The sequence below is a fragment of the Paenibacillus plantarum genome (genome assembly GCF_013141695.1).
Classification (GTDB): Bacteria; Bacillota; Bacilli; order Paenibacillales; family NBRC-103111; genus Paenibacillus_E; species Paenibacillus_E plantarum.
The window spans coordinates 301,453-317,421 of record NZ_WHNY01000075.1 but is presented as its reverse complement, the minus strand read 5'-3'; the positions used below and the strand labels follow the sequence as shown (position 1 = coordinate 317,421).

General features: G+C 44.7%; 15 protein-coding genes and 1 other RNA gene. 1 reads left to right on the top strand and 15 read right to left on the bottom strand.

Going from position 1 to position 15,969, the window contains the following annotated elements:
* The first annotated feature begins 25 nt into the window (after positions 1-25).
* Positions 26-1,945: a S8 family peptidase gene (locus tag GC096_RS29375; protein WP_246303043.1), complete on the top strand. Its 1,920-nt coding sequence runs from the start codon at positions 26-28 to the stop codon at positions 1,943-1,945.
* A 122-nt stretch (positions 1,946-2,067) separates the two neighbouring features.
* On the opposite strand, the gene rnpB is transcribed toward GC096_RS29375, so the two are convergent.
* The 15 genes from rnpB to GC096_RS29300 all read right to left on the bottom strand — a co-directional run bounded on the left by rnpB (position 2,068) and on the right by GC096_RS29300 (position 15,944).
* An RNA gene (gene rnpB, locus GC096_RS29370) (RNase P RNA component class A) lies at positions 2,068-2,482 on the bottom strand.
* An 86-nt stretch (positions 2,483-2,568) separates the two neighbouring features.
* Positions 2,569-3,678, bottom strand: a complete 1,110-nt coding sequence (locus tag GC096_RS29365; RefSeq protein WP_171635258.1) for a Nif3-like dinuclear metal center hexameric protein — start codon at positions 3,676-3,678, stop codon at positions 2,569-2,571.
* Positions 3,654-4,418: a tRNA (adenine(22)-N(1))-methyltransferase gene (locus GC096_RS29360; protein ID WP_171635250.1), complete on the bottom strand. Its 765-nt coding sequence runs from the start codon at positions 4,416-4,418 to the stop codon at positions 3,654-3,656. The genes GC096_RS29365 and GC096_RS29360 overlap by 25 nt, the downstream gene beginning before the upstream one ends.
* A 3-nt stretch (positions 4,419-4,421) precedes the next feature.
* Positions 4,422-5,252: a hypothetical protein gene (locus GC096_RS29355; protein WP_171635248.1), complete on the bottom strand. Its 831-nt coding sequence runs from the start codon at positions 5,250-5,252 to the stop codon at positions 4,422-4,424.
* Between the two features lie 119 nt (positions 5,253-5,371).
* Positions 5,372-6,487, bottom strand: a complete 1,116-nt coding sequence (gene rpoD / locus GC096_RS29350; RefSeq protein WP_028558036.1) for an RNA polymerase sigma factor RpoD — start codon at positions 6,485-6,487, stop codon at positions 5,372-5,374.
* A gap of 37 nt (positions 6,488-6,524) precedes the next feature.
* On the bottom strand, positions 6,525-8,372 hold the full coding sequence (gene dnaG, locus GC096_RS29345) for a DNA primase (RefSeq protein WP_171635246.1): 1,848 nt from the start codon (positions 8,370-8,372) through the stop codon (positions 6,525-6,527).
* A 48-nt stretch (positions 8,373-8,420) separates the two neighbouring features.
* Positions 8,421-8,885: a YaiI/YqxD family protein gene (locus GC096_RS29340; protein ID WP_082593666.1), complete on the bottom strand. Its 465-nt coding sequence runs from the start codon at positions 8,883-8,885 to the stop codon at positions 8,421-8,423.
* A 92-nt stretch (positions 8,886-8,977) separates the two neighbouring features.
* On the bottom strand, positions 8,978-9,790 hold the full coding sequence (locus GC096_RS29335; protein ID WP_171635244.1) for a pyruvate, water dikinase regulatory protein: 813 nt from the start codon (positions 9,788-9,790) through the stop codon (positions 8,978-8,980).
* 178 nt (positions 9,791-9,968) lie between these two features.
* On the bottom strand, positions 9,969-10,718 hold the full coding sequence (gene recO, locus GC096_RS29330) for a DNA repair protein RecO (RefSeq protein ID WP_171635242.1): 750 nt from the start codon (positions 10,716-10,718) through the stop codon (positions 9,969-9,971).
* A gap of 46 nt (positions 10,719-10,764) precedes the next feature.
* Positions 10,765-10,917, bottom strand: coding sequence for a YqzL family protein (locus tag GC096_RS29325; protein ID WP_082593664.1), 153 nt, complete (start codon positions 10,915-10,917; stop codon positions 10,765-10,767).
* Positions 10,918-11,011: 94 nt separating this feature from the next.
* Positions 11,012-11,911, bottom strand: coding sequence for a GTPase Era (gene era, locus GC096_RS29320; protein WP_056609724.1), 900 nt, complete (start codon positions 11,909-11,911; stop codon positions 11,012-11,014).
* 6 nt (positions 11,912-11,917) lie between these two features.
* Complete coding sequence (cdd, locus tag GC096_RS29315) at positions 11,918-12,331, bottom strand: cytidine deaminase (RefSeq protein WP_056609726.1); 414 nt, start codon at positions 12,329-12,331, stop codon at positions 11,918-11,920.
* Positions 12,332-12,456: 125 nt separating this feature from the next.
* Positions 12,457-13,161: a diacylglycerol kinase gene (locus tag GC096_RS29310; RefSeq protein ID WP_171635241.1), complete on the bottom strand. Its 705-nt coding sequence runs from the start codon at positions 13,159-13,161 to the stop codon at positions 12,457-12,459.
* On the bottom strand, positions 13,161-13,697 hold the full coding sequence (gene ybeY, locus GC096_RS29305; RefSeq protein ID WP_171635240.1) for an rRNA maturation RNase YbeY: 537 nt from the start codon (positions 13,695-13,697) through the stop codon (positions 13,161-13,163). Before ybeY ends, GC096_RS29310 begins: the two co-directional genes overlap by 1 nt.
* Positions 13,698-13,715: 18 nt before the next feature.
* Entirely contained in the window at positions 13,716-15,944 is a 2,229-nt protein-coding gene (locus tag GC096_RS29300; protein WP_171635239.1) for an HD family phosphohydrolase, read from the bottom strand.
* Positions 15,945-15,969: the final 25 nt, after the last annotated feature.

Here is a 15,969-nt window from a genome sequence, read left to right as displayed (position 1 = left end):
TACAAACAAAAAGGAGGGCATGATCATGTGGCGTTATCTCTCCACCCTAGCGGTTGTTCTGGGATTAGGCGTAATCCTCTTCCCTCATCAGCCTGGGCATCGTACCAAACCTGGTCCTGAGGTTTACAGTGCGAAGTATGAAACAACGTCCAAGCTTGCGCTATTAGAACAAGATGTAAAACTTACAGATGAACTTTGCAGAAGTCAATGCGCTGTCGATTATACGACCATGCTCAGTCAGATCGAAAGCGGCGAACCTGTCACCAACGTTTTGAAAAACATGCGAGCTCACCATGAGAAAATGGATGTGCTTGTGTGGTCTAAGCGCGGCCAAACCTGGGAGCAAGGCATCAAATCCGGCGAACTCCCCACTGCTTATACAGACCAGGCCGCAACCTATTTGAAGGAAGCGAAAGCTGCCGTTGATGGGGCCAAGCATTACCAATCACCTAAATTCGGTGCTGGACATCACGTTTACTTCGTCCAAGGTACTCCTTCAACCAATGGTCAGGATTCACTTATCGGGGTCATTCACCAAGATGTACTCGCACAAGTGACCGATCATCAGATGAAAAACTTAAGACTTGAACCTTATCCCAATGAGAATCATTGGAAAGTAAAAGCCGTTGAAACGAATACGCTAAAAGAGAAGATTGTCGATCATCCCGAAGATAATCAAGGGACTAGCCACTATCATCAGAATGAAGTCGTCGTCCGTTTCAAAACAGATCCAACAGAAGCTCAGCTCAATCAAATTAAAAATGAAATCCATGCAACATCTGCGCAAAAACTAGGTTATACCTACGTTTTCCGAACAAACGATAGAGACGCCAAGTCGTTGATCGCTTATTTCAGTAAATGGAATGTTGTGTATGTTGAACCACACTTTCTTTATATGACCAATGATTACTATGATGATCAAGAACAAACGGATTCAAACCCATCCAGCACCAATTCAGATAGTAAGCAAACACCAGTCTCTGCAAATTTCACGCCTAATGATAATTTATATCAAAAATATCAATGGAATCTGCCGCTGATCGAAACGTTACAAGGCTGGCAGCTAAATCGCGGCGCCGATAATGTCATTGTAGCTGTTGTTGATACAGGTGTAGATATGGCACATCCCGACCTGCAAGGACAGTTACTGCCTGGTTACAATGTCATTAGTGGAACTGATAATCCGCAAGATGATGTTGGTCATGGTACACATGTCACAGGCGTCATTTCAGCTCTTGTCAACAATCAGCTAGGTGTTGCTGGAATGACTTGGTTTAACAAAGTGTTACCCGTTAAAGTGCTAGATCAGACAGGTGCAGGCAGCACCTATTCGGTAGCTCAAGGGATTATTTGGGCTACGGATCACGGTGCAAAAGTCATGAATCTCAGTCTCGGTAATTACGCGGATTCAGGATTTCTCCATGATGCTATTCAATATGCCTATGATAAGGATGTCGCCCTCATCGCGGCTAGCGGAAATGACAATACCGAGCAACCTGGATATCCAGCCGCTTATCCTGAGGTATTTGCAGTTGCCGCTATAGATTCACAGAATGAGAAAGCGCCCTTCTCGAATTATGGCGACTATATTGATGTAACTGCGCCAGGTGTCACCATCGCCAGTACGTACCCAAATAATCAGTACGCAGCCTTATCAGGTACCTCCATGGCTAGTCCCCATGTGACAGCACTCGCTGCGTTAATTCGATCTACTAATCCCAATTTGAAAAATACGGACGTTTATGAAATTATGAGGCAGTCCGCACAGGATCTTGGCGACAAAGGTCATGACAAATACTTTGGTTATGGCGTCATCGATGTCGTCAAAGCACTTGAAATGGCGAAGCAGAATACATCGCCTTTGTCCTACTGGCCGCAGGAATTAGCACGCCAATTACATCTCGTACCGAAAAAATATGCGGGCAGCTTGGGGCTTGAGAAATAGAACACTCACCACCTTCCATGCACAGTTAAAAACCTTCAATCCCCCCATTTAGCGGGATTGAAGGTTTTATTGATTTTAGAATAAATACCCGCAAAGCTGATGCCTTGCGGGTAACCGACTGAGTGGAAAGTTTGCCGTAAGCCGGGTTCTGTACTTCCAGTGGTCATAACGGGCGTCTGCTCCCCTGCCACTATTGAAGCGACAATCATCTATCTAGGCCGTACATTGCTGCACAGCTCAAGCGACCAACCCGAACGCGTCTCAGGCGAAGACTGTTGCCTCGAAAGCAGCTTGCGTTCCACTAGGTCTTGCTCCAAGTGGGGTTTACCAGGATCTATGTCACCATAGAACCTCGTGGTCTCTTACACCACGGTTCCACCCTTGCCTGTGCTATATTTCAAGCCATCGGCGGTCCATTTCTGTGGCCCTATCCTTCAACTCGCGTTGACTGGACGTTATCCAGCACCCTGCCTTATGAAGCCCGGACTTTCCTCTCGCTATGGCTTACCCATAGCCAGCGATTGTCTGTCAAACTTTCCATTGCATAGGCTAGTATACTAGGAATGTCTTCGAATTACAACACATGGTCGTTTCCTTTCTTTCCAGAAGCAGCCGTAAGCTGCTTAGACGAATTGAAACGGCTCCGTATTAATCGCGGATGCGAGCACCTGCGTATCCGTCTTGGCTAGCTGCGCGGCAAGATAATCCGCGACGCCGCGCTTCATAATCTTCTCGACGTTATGCCCAACGTCGAGGAGGGCTAACCCTGCCGCGAGCGCATCATGCGCGGTGTGGTAGTCGATGTCACCGGTGACCAGCACATCGGCGCCGGCAAACATGGCGTGCCGCATGTAGCGGCCGCCAGAGCCACCCAGCACGGCCACCTTGCGGATGGGCCGTGATAGGTCGCCGACGACGCGCACCGTCGGCACGTCGAACACAGCCTTCGCGTGCTCCGTGAGCTCGCGAAGTGTCATGGCCGCGGGCAGCTTGCCCACGCGGCCCAAACCGAACACTCTACCCTTGAGGTCCATCGGGTAGAGGTCATAGGCCACCTCCTCATAGGGGTGGGCCTTCAACATCGCAGTAACCGCTTTGCGCTGCACGCTAGCGGTTACGATCGTCTCCACGCGTACCTCTTGTACGCGTTCCAACTTCCCAACTTCCCCGATAAACGGAGTCGCCCCTTCCTGCGGCAGGAACGTCCCCGTCCCGGGGATATTGAAGCTGCAGGAGCTGTATTGGCCAATGCCGCCTGCTCCAGCCTTAAATAGGGCATCCAGCACGACTTGATGATGCGTCTCAGGTACGAAGACGACGAGCTTCTGCAGTTTCTCCGTATGCACATCTTCCAAGTGCGTCATTTCGATTAGACCAAGTTGTTCCGAGAGCAAATCATTAACGCCGCCTTCTGCCACATCCAGATTCGTATGGGCAATATACACCGCGATATCATTCTTAATTAATTTTTCGTATAAACGACCTGCTGGTGTTTCTGTCTGCAGATGAGCCAGAGGTCTGAAAATAATCGCATGATGCGCGATAATAAGGTTGGCGCCAGCTTCAATAGCTTCATCAACAACGGCATCTGTCACATCAAGGGCAACAAGCACTTTCGTGATCTCCTTCTGAAGGGAGCCTAGTTGTAAGCCGATCTTATCATCTGCCATCGCGTAATGCTTAGGAGCCAACTGTTCAAATAACTGGATTACGGTTTGACCTTTTGCAAGCACGCAAGCACCTCCTTTATTTCCTGCATTTCTTGGCTAACTTGCTCTGCTTTTGCAATAGAGGCTTCTGCCGTGGACAGCTTTAACTGATCTACGATCATGGCAAGTTTCTTCAGTTCACTTTCCCACTTCATAAACCAGACCTCAGGTGCCTCATTGATCAAATAAGGCCCCATTTGTTGCAAACGTTCCTTCGAAACAGTAACTCCATTGGGAAGAAGACGCTCCTCATACAGCGATTCTAACGCTCTACGCTCCTCTGTATCAGCGGTCACCGCCGTTAAGATCTCATAGATCTTGCCATCTTCTTCAAGAATAGTCTCCGATTCCAACTTCCAACCATTGGCTAACAGCCAACGGCGCACATGATCTTCACCCACATTCGGTTGTAAAATCAAATGCTGAACGCCCGAAAGCTTCGATTTACCAGCCTCTAGAATGCTCGCCATCAAGCTGCCGCCCATGCCAGCGATCGTGATGACATTCACTTCACTAGGCTCAATTACGGCAAGACCATCACCCGATCTGACTTGAATGACTTTAGATAAACCACTTTCGAGCACCTGTCTTTGCGCTGCCTCGAAAGGTCCAGGGTTTACTTCCCCTGCTACCGCAGCTATGATAATCCCTTGCTGCGCCAAATAAGTTGGCAATAAAGCATGATCCGAACCAATGTCGGCTACTTTCGAACCCACTGGCACGCGGTCAGCAATCATTTGAAGTCTTTTCGATAATTTAACCATATGCTACATTACCCACTCTACCCATTTTTTTCGCAGCAAAAATAATGCTACGCCTACTGAAACTAATTTGGCCGTAAAAGATATTTGAATGAGACGCGAGCTCATTTCGGTATCCACAAGGAATGTCATCGCCTCAGGAATAAACCAAACCAAGCCTCCTACTAGCATGAGCACGCTAGCTGCTTGTTTATTCGTGTGATGTGCAAGCCAAGCCATCCATATGAGTACAACACTTACAGGAACAAAGCTTAATTCAAGTGAAAACCACGCAGGATGCTCCAATTTTTGCATCAACAACCAACTATATGTCCCTACTAGCCCAAGCCATCCACAAATTTGGAAAATCGCCATTCGACCAATCAAACCATTAAATAACCAAATACAACTGCAAAATGCCAAATATCCGATATACGTAGTTGACGTGTGGATACCCGACAAATCCATTATATGTAACCCCAAAAGTAACATAGCAATAGATGCTATGCCGCACAAGACATAGGCAATGACAGGCGTACGACTAAATTGTCTGTATGCGACTGCATAACAAATGATGACAAAAAGTGTGGAAATACCAATTTGCATTGGCAATCCAAAAGAGTTAAAATTAAGAGCAGATAAGGCAAGAGCGGCAATTCCCGCTAATGCGAACAACCATATTTTCCAATTACTGTTTGTTACAGCCGTAGCCGAAACACCCAAAAGTGAAGCCGGTTTAGGGGTCAAATCATCCACATACAAATTCATTAGAAAATCGCAATAATGCTCGGGAAGCAATTTGCTCCGGCGCCAATGATCGATTTCTCTTACGATTACTTTTCTTCTCTCAGCATCCATCTATTCGCTCACCTTCCTAGCTACTTTATCGGTGATTCAATGCTCAGATTTTAGTGAATTTTATGGAAAACCGCAAAAAAAGACCCCGCCGAATTTGGCAGGGCCCACTCCAAGCGATTTTATTCCAAAAAGTCTTTCAAACGTTTGCTACGGCTTGGATGTCTTAATTTCCGCAAAGCTTTTGCTTCAATTTGACGAATCCGTTCCCTTGTAACACCGAATACTTTACCGACTTCTTCTAATGTTCTTGTACGTCCATCATCAAGACCGAAACGTAAGCGAAGCACGTTCTCTTCTCTTTCAGTTAACGTATCCAGTACGTCTTCAAGCTGCTCTTTCAGAAGCTCGTATGCTGCTGCATCCGCTGGCGCGAGCGCCTCTTGATCCTCGATAAAATCCCCTAAGTGTGAATCATCTTCTTCACCGATCGGTGTTTCTAAGGAAACAGGCTCTTGTGCAATTTTCATGATTTCACGAACTTTATCCGTGCTTAAATCCATCTCTTTCGCAATTTCTTCTGGCGTAGGTTCGCGCCCTAATTCTTGCAGCAATTGACGAGAAACACGAATCAATTTGTTAATCGTTTCAACCATATGTACCGGAATCCGAATCGTTCTCGCTTGATCCGCAATGGCGCGAGTAATCGCTTGACGAATCCACCAGGTCGCATAGGTACTGAATTTGTAACCTTTGGTATGGTCGAACTTCTCCACAGCCTTAATAAGACCCATATTACCTTCTTGAATCAAATCAAGGAACAGCATGCCGCGACCTACATACCGTTTGGCGATACTTACAACGAGTCGAAGGTTTGCTTCAGCTAAACGACGCTTCGCTTCCTCATCCCCATTTTCAATACGCTTAGCCAACCCCACTTCGTCTTCCGCGGAAAGAAGCGGTACGCGACCAATTTCTTTCAAATACATCCGAACTGGATCATTAATTTTAATCCCCGGCGGCAAAGCCAGATCATCATCGAAGTTAAATTCGTCGCGCTCGTTTTCTTCCGGATTCATCGAATCTTCATCTGACTCATTCCCCACATCAATACCTTGCTCGGAAAGTTGTTCAAAGAACTCATCGATTTGTTCAGGATCCTGATCGAAGGGAGCTAATTTCTCCATGATATCCTTGTAAGTTAGTGAGGACCGTTTTTTCCCCTGCTCTATAAGTTGGTCTTTCACCTGGTCCAGGGTCAATTCTGTCTCTAATTCTGTACGCTGATCATTCGCCATGGTACGGACTCCCTCCTCCCTAGTCATATCAGTTTAGCTAAGATGACTTCAACCGTTTTTCTAGGGCAATAATTTCAATTGCAATTTGTGCAGCTCTGAGATGGTCTCCCTCGCGAACTGCGCGAGCTTGTTCTTCTTTCTTGCGTTCAACTTCTTCTTGCATTGGAACTTTGCGAATTTGGCGAATATAGTCGTCAATCACTTGTTCGTTTAGTCCATGACCAGCTCCCATCATAACGATGGAACTAGCCAAGCTCTCCAGCTGTTCGTCTTGCAGCATGGCAATGTATCGGCTTGCATCGGGCTCTAAATACTGAGCGTAGTAAGCATATAAATAAGCAGCTAAGACTGCGTGAGCTTCAACATTAAACTGGTCACCCAATTGCGCTTCAACATGAGCACATACGTCACGATCGTGCATCATTACAGCTAAAATCAAACGCTCTGCATTATGATATGCAGGTAGTAACGAGGGCGTTTTTTTCTTTGTTCGTTCCGCTGGTCTCCCATTATTCATAACATTATTCCACAGAATTGGTTTATTATCCCCATCTGGTCGGTTTTTTTCCGATTGCAATAAGATTTCATGGAGATCTAACTTCATCGCTTCATAAGAAGAATCCGGAAACTCTGAAGCTAACTGTTTGAGATAATGTTCGCGTTCCATAGGAGATTGCAACTGGCTAATTAATTTCACAGCGGATTGCAGATAACGTAGTCGTTCACCGTCCTCATGCAATTTAAAATTTTTGCGGATATATAAGAGCTTATATTTCATCGATGGCACGGAAGCTCCAATAATCTCCCTTGCGAATCGGTCAAACCCATATTGACGAACATAATCATCTGGATCTTTGCCATCTGGCAGCATCGCAACCGTGACTCGGCTTCCGGTGTCTTCCAATAAAGGAATACTCTTGAAAGCTGCAGATTGTCCTGCATTATCACCATCATAACAAATGACGATTTCGTCCGCATTGCGGTTCAGTAAGGCTGCATGCTCATTGGTTAATGCCGTGCCCATCGTCGCAACACCATTGGTAATCCCCGCTTCCCACGCTTTGATCAAATCCACATACCCTTCGAAAATAACGGCTTGCTGAAGCTTTCGCATATTCGGCCGGGAAAGGTGCAGATTGTACAAAGTCCTGCTTTTATTGAAAAGGATAGATTCGGGACTATTCAAATATTTGGGTTGCGCATCCCCCATGGCTCTGCCTGCAAATGCGATGACCTTGCCCGTAGAGTCGCAAATAGGGAACATGATACGTTCACGGAATTTGTCCACGTACCCATGACCTTCATGTTTGGCAGAAATCAAACCGCCTTTTTCCATTAAAGCTAAATCAAATCCTCGTTTGTCCAATTGTTGAACTAGCGTGTCCCACATTAACGGTGCGTAACCAATCTGAAACGTATCAATCAGCTTATCGGAAATCCCTCTAGAGGTCAGATAGCCTTTCGCCGCTTTACCTTGATCGGTATTACCCACAACATAATGATAGAATTTGGCTGCAAATTCATAGGCCTTTAAAAGGGTAGCTTTTTCTTGCTGCTGCTCATTCTGCTCGTCAGACACCTCTTCCCAAGTTATTGGGATGTCTGCGTCTTCTGCAAGCTTCGTAATCGCTTCTGCAAAGCTTAAGCCCTCGATTTCCATAATGAAACGAATTAAGTTCCCGCCTGCCTGGCAACCAAAGCAACGATAGATCTGTTTCTCCGGTGTAACCGTAAACGAAGGACTTTTCTCCGAGTGGAAAGGACATAGTCCCTTCATATAATGCCCTTGTTTGCTTAAATGTACGTGCCTGCCGATGACATCTACGATATCATGGCGCTTCAGTACAGCCTCAATAACCTCTTCAGGTATGCGTCCGTACCTCATTTCAATCCACCTACAATTCAGGTCGCTTTTCCGACTAATTACTATTCGCTACTTGTTTTCGATTTCCTGCAAATTTTTTAAAAGATTTGTCAAACCATGTAGAAAATTTTTACGATCCGTCTCTGTAAAGGGTTTTGGCCCTTTCGTATGCTTACCATTTCTTCGCATTTTGGCGGATGCATGGCGGCGTTCCAACAGATAATCAATCGAACTATCGGTATATTCCTGCCCCCGATTCGTCAAACAAATCGAACCCTTCGCTAGACCTAACGCGGCGAGCCCAAAGTCTTGTGTTACCAGAATATCACCTGACCGAATCTGATTGGCAATATATAAATCGACAGATTGATCGGAACGATCTACTTGAACTACCTTCACACCTGGATTTTCCTTCATCTTGTGATCGAATGAAGCAACCAGAACAACTTGTACGCCAAACTGTCTACCTGCCTGTTCGATTTCCGACTTTACAGGACAAGCATCGGCATCAACGATAATACTTCTTGCACTCAAGTGTCAGCCCCTGCCTTCAGAAAGAAATCTCACCGTACTATTATATACGATGGACTTGCAAAAAATCCTGCAAGCCAGAACATAATAGCTTACTAGATATGTTCAATGTGATCCATAATTAAACTGGCTGTTTCTTCTACAGCACGATTGGATACATCAAAGATGACACACCCGATTTTACTCATAATTTTATCAGCAAAATCCAGTTCTATTTTAATACGTTCTACATTCGCATAGGTTGCATTTTCTGCAAGTCCAAGTGTACGCAGTCGTTCCTGACGAATCACATTTAATTTATCAGGGTCAATGCGTAGGCCAATAATTTTATCCTTTGGTACGGTATAAATGGCAGCAGGCGGCTGCATTTCCGGCACTAACGGCACATTTGCCACTTTCAATCTTTTGTGCGCCAAGTACATGGATAACGGTGTTTTGGACGTACGCGATACACCTAATAGAATGATATCGGCTTTCTGAATGCCGCTAAAATCTCGACCATCATCATATTTAACGGCAAACTCAACGGCTTCGACCTTCTTGAAATAGTCTTCATCCAGAGGATGAATCATCCCAGGTTGTCTGCGCGGTTCTTGCCGCAATGCTTTCCCTAGCGTCGTCACAACGGGTCCGAGTAAATCGATGTAGGGAATATCGTATTGTTTCGCTTTCGTTATCAAGTCATCTCGCAGCTCGGGGATAACTAACGTAAATACAACGATTCCTCCGTGCGTACGAATCCCATTGATCACTTTATCAATTCCCTCAAAATCATGAATAAACGGAGCACGTACGATTTCAACAGGCACTGGGTGAAATTGCATCGCAGCTGCCCGAACGACAGATTCTCCTGTTTCACCGACAGAATCCGAAACAACATAAACACGAGTAGGTTGTGGATGTTCCATCTTCCTAACCCCTTTCAGCAGGGACAGACCCTACACTAGCATTTGTATGTAAAGAACATTAGAACAGAACGACAGCATGAGAAAAACCTCACCGATATGCGGACAGCACAAGGGCGAGGTGTTTTCCACCACATCATAACAAAGGGAGAAACACATGTCAATTGAAGCACATATTCATTTAAATATTGTATTTCTCCATTTGTTCAATAAATCCTCTTGATTTCCACTGTACACCGATATGAATGTCCATGTACGCACGCATGCATTGCTTAAGCTGCTCTTTGGTCTCCTCTTTCACTTGAACGGAACCCAGTCTACGCATATCCATTCTAGGAAAAAGTCTAAGCAGTTTCTGCGCACCTTCACCAATAGCAATCGCAGAGGCATCTTTAAATCGACAGCGACTACATAATGTACCGCCCATATTCGGACCGAAAGTCGTGATTCCAGCTGTTTCACCACAAGCAACACAGGCATCCGTTATGGGTAAATAGCCAGCTAAATCAAACATTTTCATTTCATACAAATGAGTGACTATTTGCATGTCCTTATTTTCTTCGATTGCCATTAAACCCGCTTTGAGCTGTTCGAATATGTAGTTGTTACCCTCTTCGTCACCCAGCATGCGGTCCGTCATCTCAGCTAAATACGAAGCATAGGCCGATTTATGTAAATCTTCACGTAGAGCATGATGAGCCTCAATAATTTCGGCCCCGTTGAGAGATCCCATCTGACCTCGTTGTTTGAAAAAAACAAAATCGCCGTACGTAAACAGCTGCGTAACGGCGCCATGTTTGCTTTTCAGTTTCTTCGCACCGCGAGCCATAACTCCTACTTTCCCCAGCTCGGGGGTGAATAAACGAATAATTTTGTTGCCTTCTCCGTAGTCCATACTACGAATGACAATTCCTTCAACGCTATGCAGCAAATAGCTTCCCCCATGAATGCCGCTCTGAATATATGAAATCTTACTGTCACATATTCAGACCATCGAGCGGCTCTTCGTTACTTTGATCCTCTTCTTGCACTTCCGAATCCATGCCAGGTTCTCCCGTTACTTGTTTATACAGCAGATAGGCGTCCACATCACCGGTCTTTGAAAAATACGTCCACGAAAAATCTTTCATGTTCAGCATCCTCTCCATCGAACGTGATGTTCATAGGATGTGCATTGGGCGCCTCAGTATGCGATGTAAAAACTGGTACTCTTAGGAAAAAAAATTACTCGTGACGGAAACCGAGATCGCGAAGGACTCTGTCTTGGTTTCTCCAGTCTTTCTTGACTTTTACCCATAATTCTAAGAACGTTTTCGAACCTAGTAGTGTTTCAATATCTCGACGGGCTTGTCGCCCAATTTCTTTCAGCAACGCACCTTGTTTACCAATGACAATTCCTTTTTGCGACTCACGCTCCACGAAAATAACCGCGGAGATATGAACGATCCCATTCGGTTCGACACGCATATCTTCAATCTGGACGGCAATAGAGTGTGGAATTTCTTCCCGTGTCATATGCAAAATTTTCTCACGTACAAGCTCCGCACAGACAAATTGCTCCGGGTGATCTGTAATTTGATCCGCAGGGTAGTATTGAGGTCCTTCCGGCAAGTAGCGAATAATTTGCTCAAGAAGCGTCGTTACATTGTTCCCTTTCAACGCAGATACAGGTACAATTTCCGCGAAATTGTACAGGTCTTTGTAATTCGTAATAATGGCAAGCAGCGCCTCAGGCTGAACGAGGTCAATTTTATTTAGGACCAGAATGACTGGCGTTTCAATATGCTTTAACTGCTCGATAATATAACGGTCTCCACCACCTATACCATCTGCAACGTCAACCAAAAATAATACAGCGTCTACTTCACCTAGTGTCCCATGAGCAACTTTACTCATGTAATCGCCTAGCTTAGACGTAGGTTTATGGATACCTGGTGTGTCTAGAAAGACAATTTGCCCATTATCCGAAGTATATACACCATGGATCTTATTTCTAGTTGTTTGAGGCTTATCTGACATAATGGCAATCTTTTGTCCGATAATTTGGTTCATTAGTGTTGATTTACCGACATTCGGGCGTCCGATAATCGCGACAAACCCTGACTTAAATTCTTTTTTGGCCACTTCTACTTATCCTCCATTTGTGTGCAAATCTTTCGTTGTAAAAGCACCTGGCAATAAAGCAGCCACCGTCGTTTGAACGAAAGCTCCTTTGAGATTACTCAAATAAACAGGCATTTCTGGTTCGCACAATTCAATTAATACTTGTCGACAAACGCCACATGGCGAAATCGGCCCTTCCGTATCTCCAGTTACCGCAATTGCTTGAAAGGATCCCCTCGGATGCCCATCTGCAATAGCACGGAATAACGCAGTTCTCTCGGCACAATTCGTCGGTCCATACGCTGCATTTTCGACATTACACCCTAAATGCACATGTCCATTCGCGTCCAATAATGCGGCACCGACCTGAAAGTTTGAATAAGGCGTATAGGCTCGCTTCATCGCTTCTTTGGCGAATTCAATGAGTTCTTGCGGATTCATAGCCATCCACCCTTTTATTAAATTTAGAAATTATTTGTTTCACTTCTTAACTTGTCTAAATTTCTCCATAAACGCATCCGTCCAAGCTGGGACGATGAATCCGTTTATTTTGAGTAATAGTTAAGTTATAGCATGTTTAAGCATGAAAAAGCGAGGAGCGTCACGACAATACCTATCATTGCCCCCAAAAAGAGTGCTGGGAAAGGCCTTGTTTTCTTATCATACAAAACAATTAGGATAATAATAGACAGGGTGTACCCAAGTAACGCGGCGATCGTTTCGGTGACTAATACCAATATGACAGTAGCAATCGCAAAGGCGATAGCTGTTAATAAACTGGGTCTAACTAGTTTTCCTTTGTCCGAGAACCTAGTCTCAATCACGATAACGGTTAGCATGACTAATGCAATCAAGACCCATATCGCACCCGCTGACATCGGTGTTTCTTCGAGTCTGGCGTGCCGTAACAATCGATCGACGGGCTCGTAGAAAACAACTAAGCCGACAACGATTGCAAACATAGCAGACACTAATACGGACGCCGCGGCGACGTCCTTCGCAATTTTGGCTAACGGATGACGGTCTGGCATAGCTAGATCCACCGTTTTCTCGACAGCCGTATTAATTAATTCCGTGACAATCATAAGTGTAACAGCCAACAAAATAAACAATATATCGGTTTTGGATAAATGAATGAAAAGAGCTGCTAATAACACAAGAAACGCAACGGAAAAATGAAACTTCATATTTCGCTGCGTATCTAGTGCATATTTAATTCCTTCATAGGCATACCGAAAACTTCTGCGCCATTTACGGAAGCCGCCTGACATTAACGTGTCAAGCCTGCCTTCTGCAAAATGTCCTCCTGTTTAGCGAACATCACTTTCTCTTCTTCTTCACTCTGGTGATCATATCCAATCAGATGCAAGAAGCCATGGACAAATAGAAATCCAAGCTCACGTTCAACAGAATGACCATATTCTTCCGCTTGCGCAATTGCACGTGGCACGGAAATAATAATATCGCCGAGCGGCTCGATGAACGCCTCTGATACGGTTTCGCCTTCTTCAAGCTCTCCCTCAGAATCGTCACCATCATCTTCATAGTTAATTTGAATCTCATCATCGCCAAATTCACTCATCGCAAAGGAGAGGACATCTGTAGGCTTGTCTAAATTGCGGTATTGCTTGTTCAAATCTTGAATTGTCTCGTCATCAACGAACGTAAGGGCAACCTCACCTTCGGATACACCTTCAATCTCACCTGCTAGCTTGAGAAGCTCCTCGAGCTTTTCAATGAACGCAGGCGAGATTTCTTTCTCTTCTTGTTCACTGCTCCATGCTAATGTCAAATCTACACTTGCCATAGGGATAAGCCCTCCTTCTTATGCTCCTGGCTTCTTAGCCGTTAATTCACTTGGATATTCAATGCGAGAATGGAAGATGCCTAACAACGTTTCATTCAAAGTTTTGGCAATCTTATCAAGCTCCTTCAATGTGAGGTCACATTCGTTGAATTGACCATCGTCCAAGCGTGATTTAATAATTTTGGTTACCATGGAATCGATTTGTTCAAGGGTCGGGTTACGTAATGAACGTACCGCTGCCTCCACACTATCTGCAATCCCGACAATAGCCGCTTCCTTCGATTGTGCTTTAGGCCCAGGATAACGGAAATCTTCTTCACGTATCCCTTTCTCACTATTCTCTTCTTCAGCTTGCTTCTTCGCTTTATGATAGAAAAAGTGCAATAGCGTTGTCCCATGATGCTGTTCAGCGATATCGCGGATCGGTTTAGGCATTTTATAATCCTTCAGCATATCAACACCATCGCGCGGATGCGCAATAATAATGGACTTGCTAAGATTCGGATCTATACGATCATGCGGATTCTCGATATTCGTTTGATTTTCAATAAAATAGCTTGGCCGCTTGGTTTTGCCAATATCATGATAGTACGAACCTACCCGGCACAAAAGCCCATCTGCACCAATGGATTCAGCAGCTGCTTCGGACAGGTTGCCCACCATCACACTGTGATGATACGTACCTGGTGTTTCCGTTAGCAGCTTGCGGAGCAGTGGATGATTCGGATTCGAAAGCTCTACCAGCTTAAGCGGGGACAAGATTCCGAATGAAGCTTCAAAAAACGGAAGCAATCCGATAACGAAAACAACGGTGACCAGTCCTCCAGCAGTAGCGAAAGACAGAGACATCAGTGCTTCACGTTGTTGAAAGTGATCTTCCATCAACAGCATCGACGTGATCGTTAACATGGAGAAAAAGGCGATCATTAGGCCCGCTTTCAAAATAGTTGCACGTTGACTTGCTCGTTGAATCGTAAATACTCCGCTTAAACAAACAACTAAACTAACTAAGCCAAACCGAAAATCGAATAACGCATCGTGCTCTGTATTAAAAATAATACTAGCAATGATAGAGAACAAAACCGATGAAATAAAAGCAAGCGGTGCATCAAGTAATATAGCGATTAAGATGCTGCCGAGGGCTGTCGGTGCCAGATATCCGATAAATGGATAATCAAAATTCTGGAGCAGCGAAATGATTTTCATACCTGCAATATTCAACACGAAAATGAGAACAAGCATAACCAATTGTGAATTATTGTATTTGACCTGTAAGGTACTCTGTCTAACAAATATAAAGATCACAAAGGACAAGAGTGCACAAAGGATGCCAAGTCCGAACTGAGGTAAATGATTCGCTTTATCCTTTAGCAGCTTCAGTTTCTCCAACCGCGTGTATATTTCTTCCGTAATGACATCTCCGGCTTTAACCAGAACATCATTCTTATTAATATAAACGGTCTTCATGTTGCCCCTGGCTTGTCCTTTTGCATCATCGGTACCTTTTTGATCAAAAAATTTATTCGGGGTAATCAACGCTCTCGCTATCTCGGTAACCATCTCACGAGACGTATTCTTCGCTAAGTTAGACGTATTCACCACTTCTGCAACCTTAGCCCTGGCTGTTTGTGCATCCAGAATTTCATCAATCATCAGCTTGGTGACAATATCTTTCGTCACAATGCGCATGTCCGCGAGCTCTTCCTTGGTCAACCGAGGCAGTTTAAAATAAACTTCCTCTGGAAGCGGATATTTCTGGTCCGATAGTCCGAGTTGAATTTGTTCCAGCAACAAATCATTATATTGCCCACTATTGCGCAATGTTTTGATGGCATCATTCGTCAGATCACTTATGAGCTGCGGAATGACACGGCGGTAAATGCTGACCTTATCATCGAACTTCACTTCTTCATCGGCATTGATCTGAGATAATTTATCAAAAATAGCATCACTAATGACTTCATTCTTAAGATTAACGATCCGATAAACAGGTTGAACGCGCTTCGCAGCATCTTCTTTGGCTTGCTCCGTTGCGACAGCGTTCTCAATCTGCTCTGGCGCATAAATCGTCTTTTCACTCTTCATACCTAAAGTAATGTCGAAAACTTGTGGAACGAGCTTAGCATACAATGTGGCATAGAATATCAATCCCAATATGAGAAACAAGATTACTCTTAAGCCTGTATTGTATTTCCATCCGCTCAGCCGGTAATGAAATTTGCCCTTCATTTGCACTTCATTTTTCATTACGGAGGTCATTCCTCTCTATCTA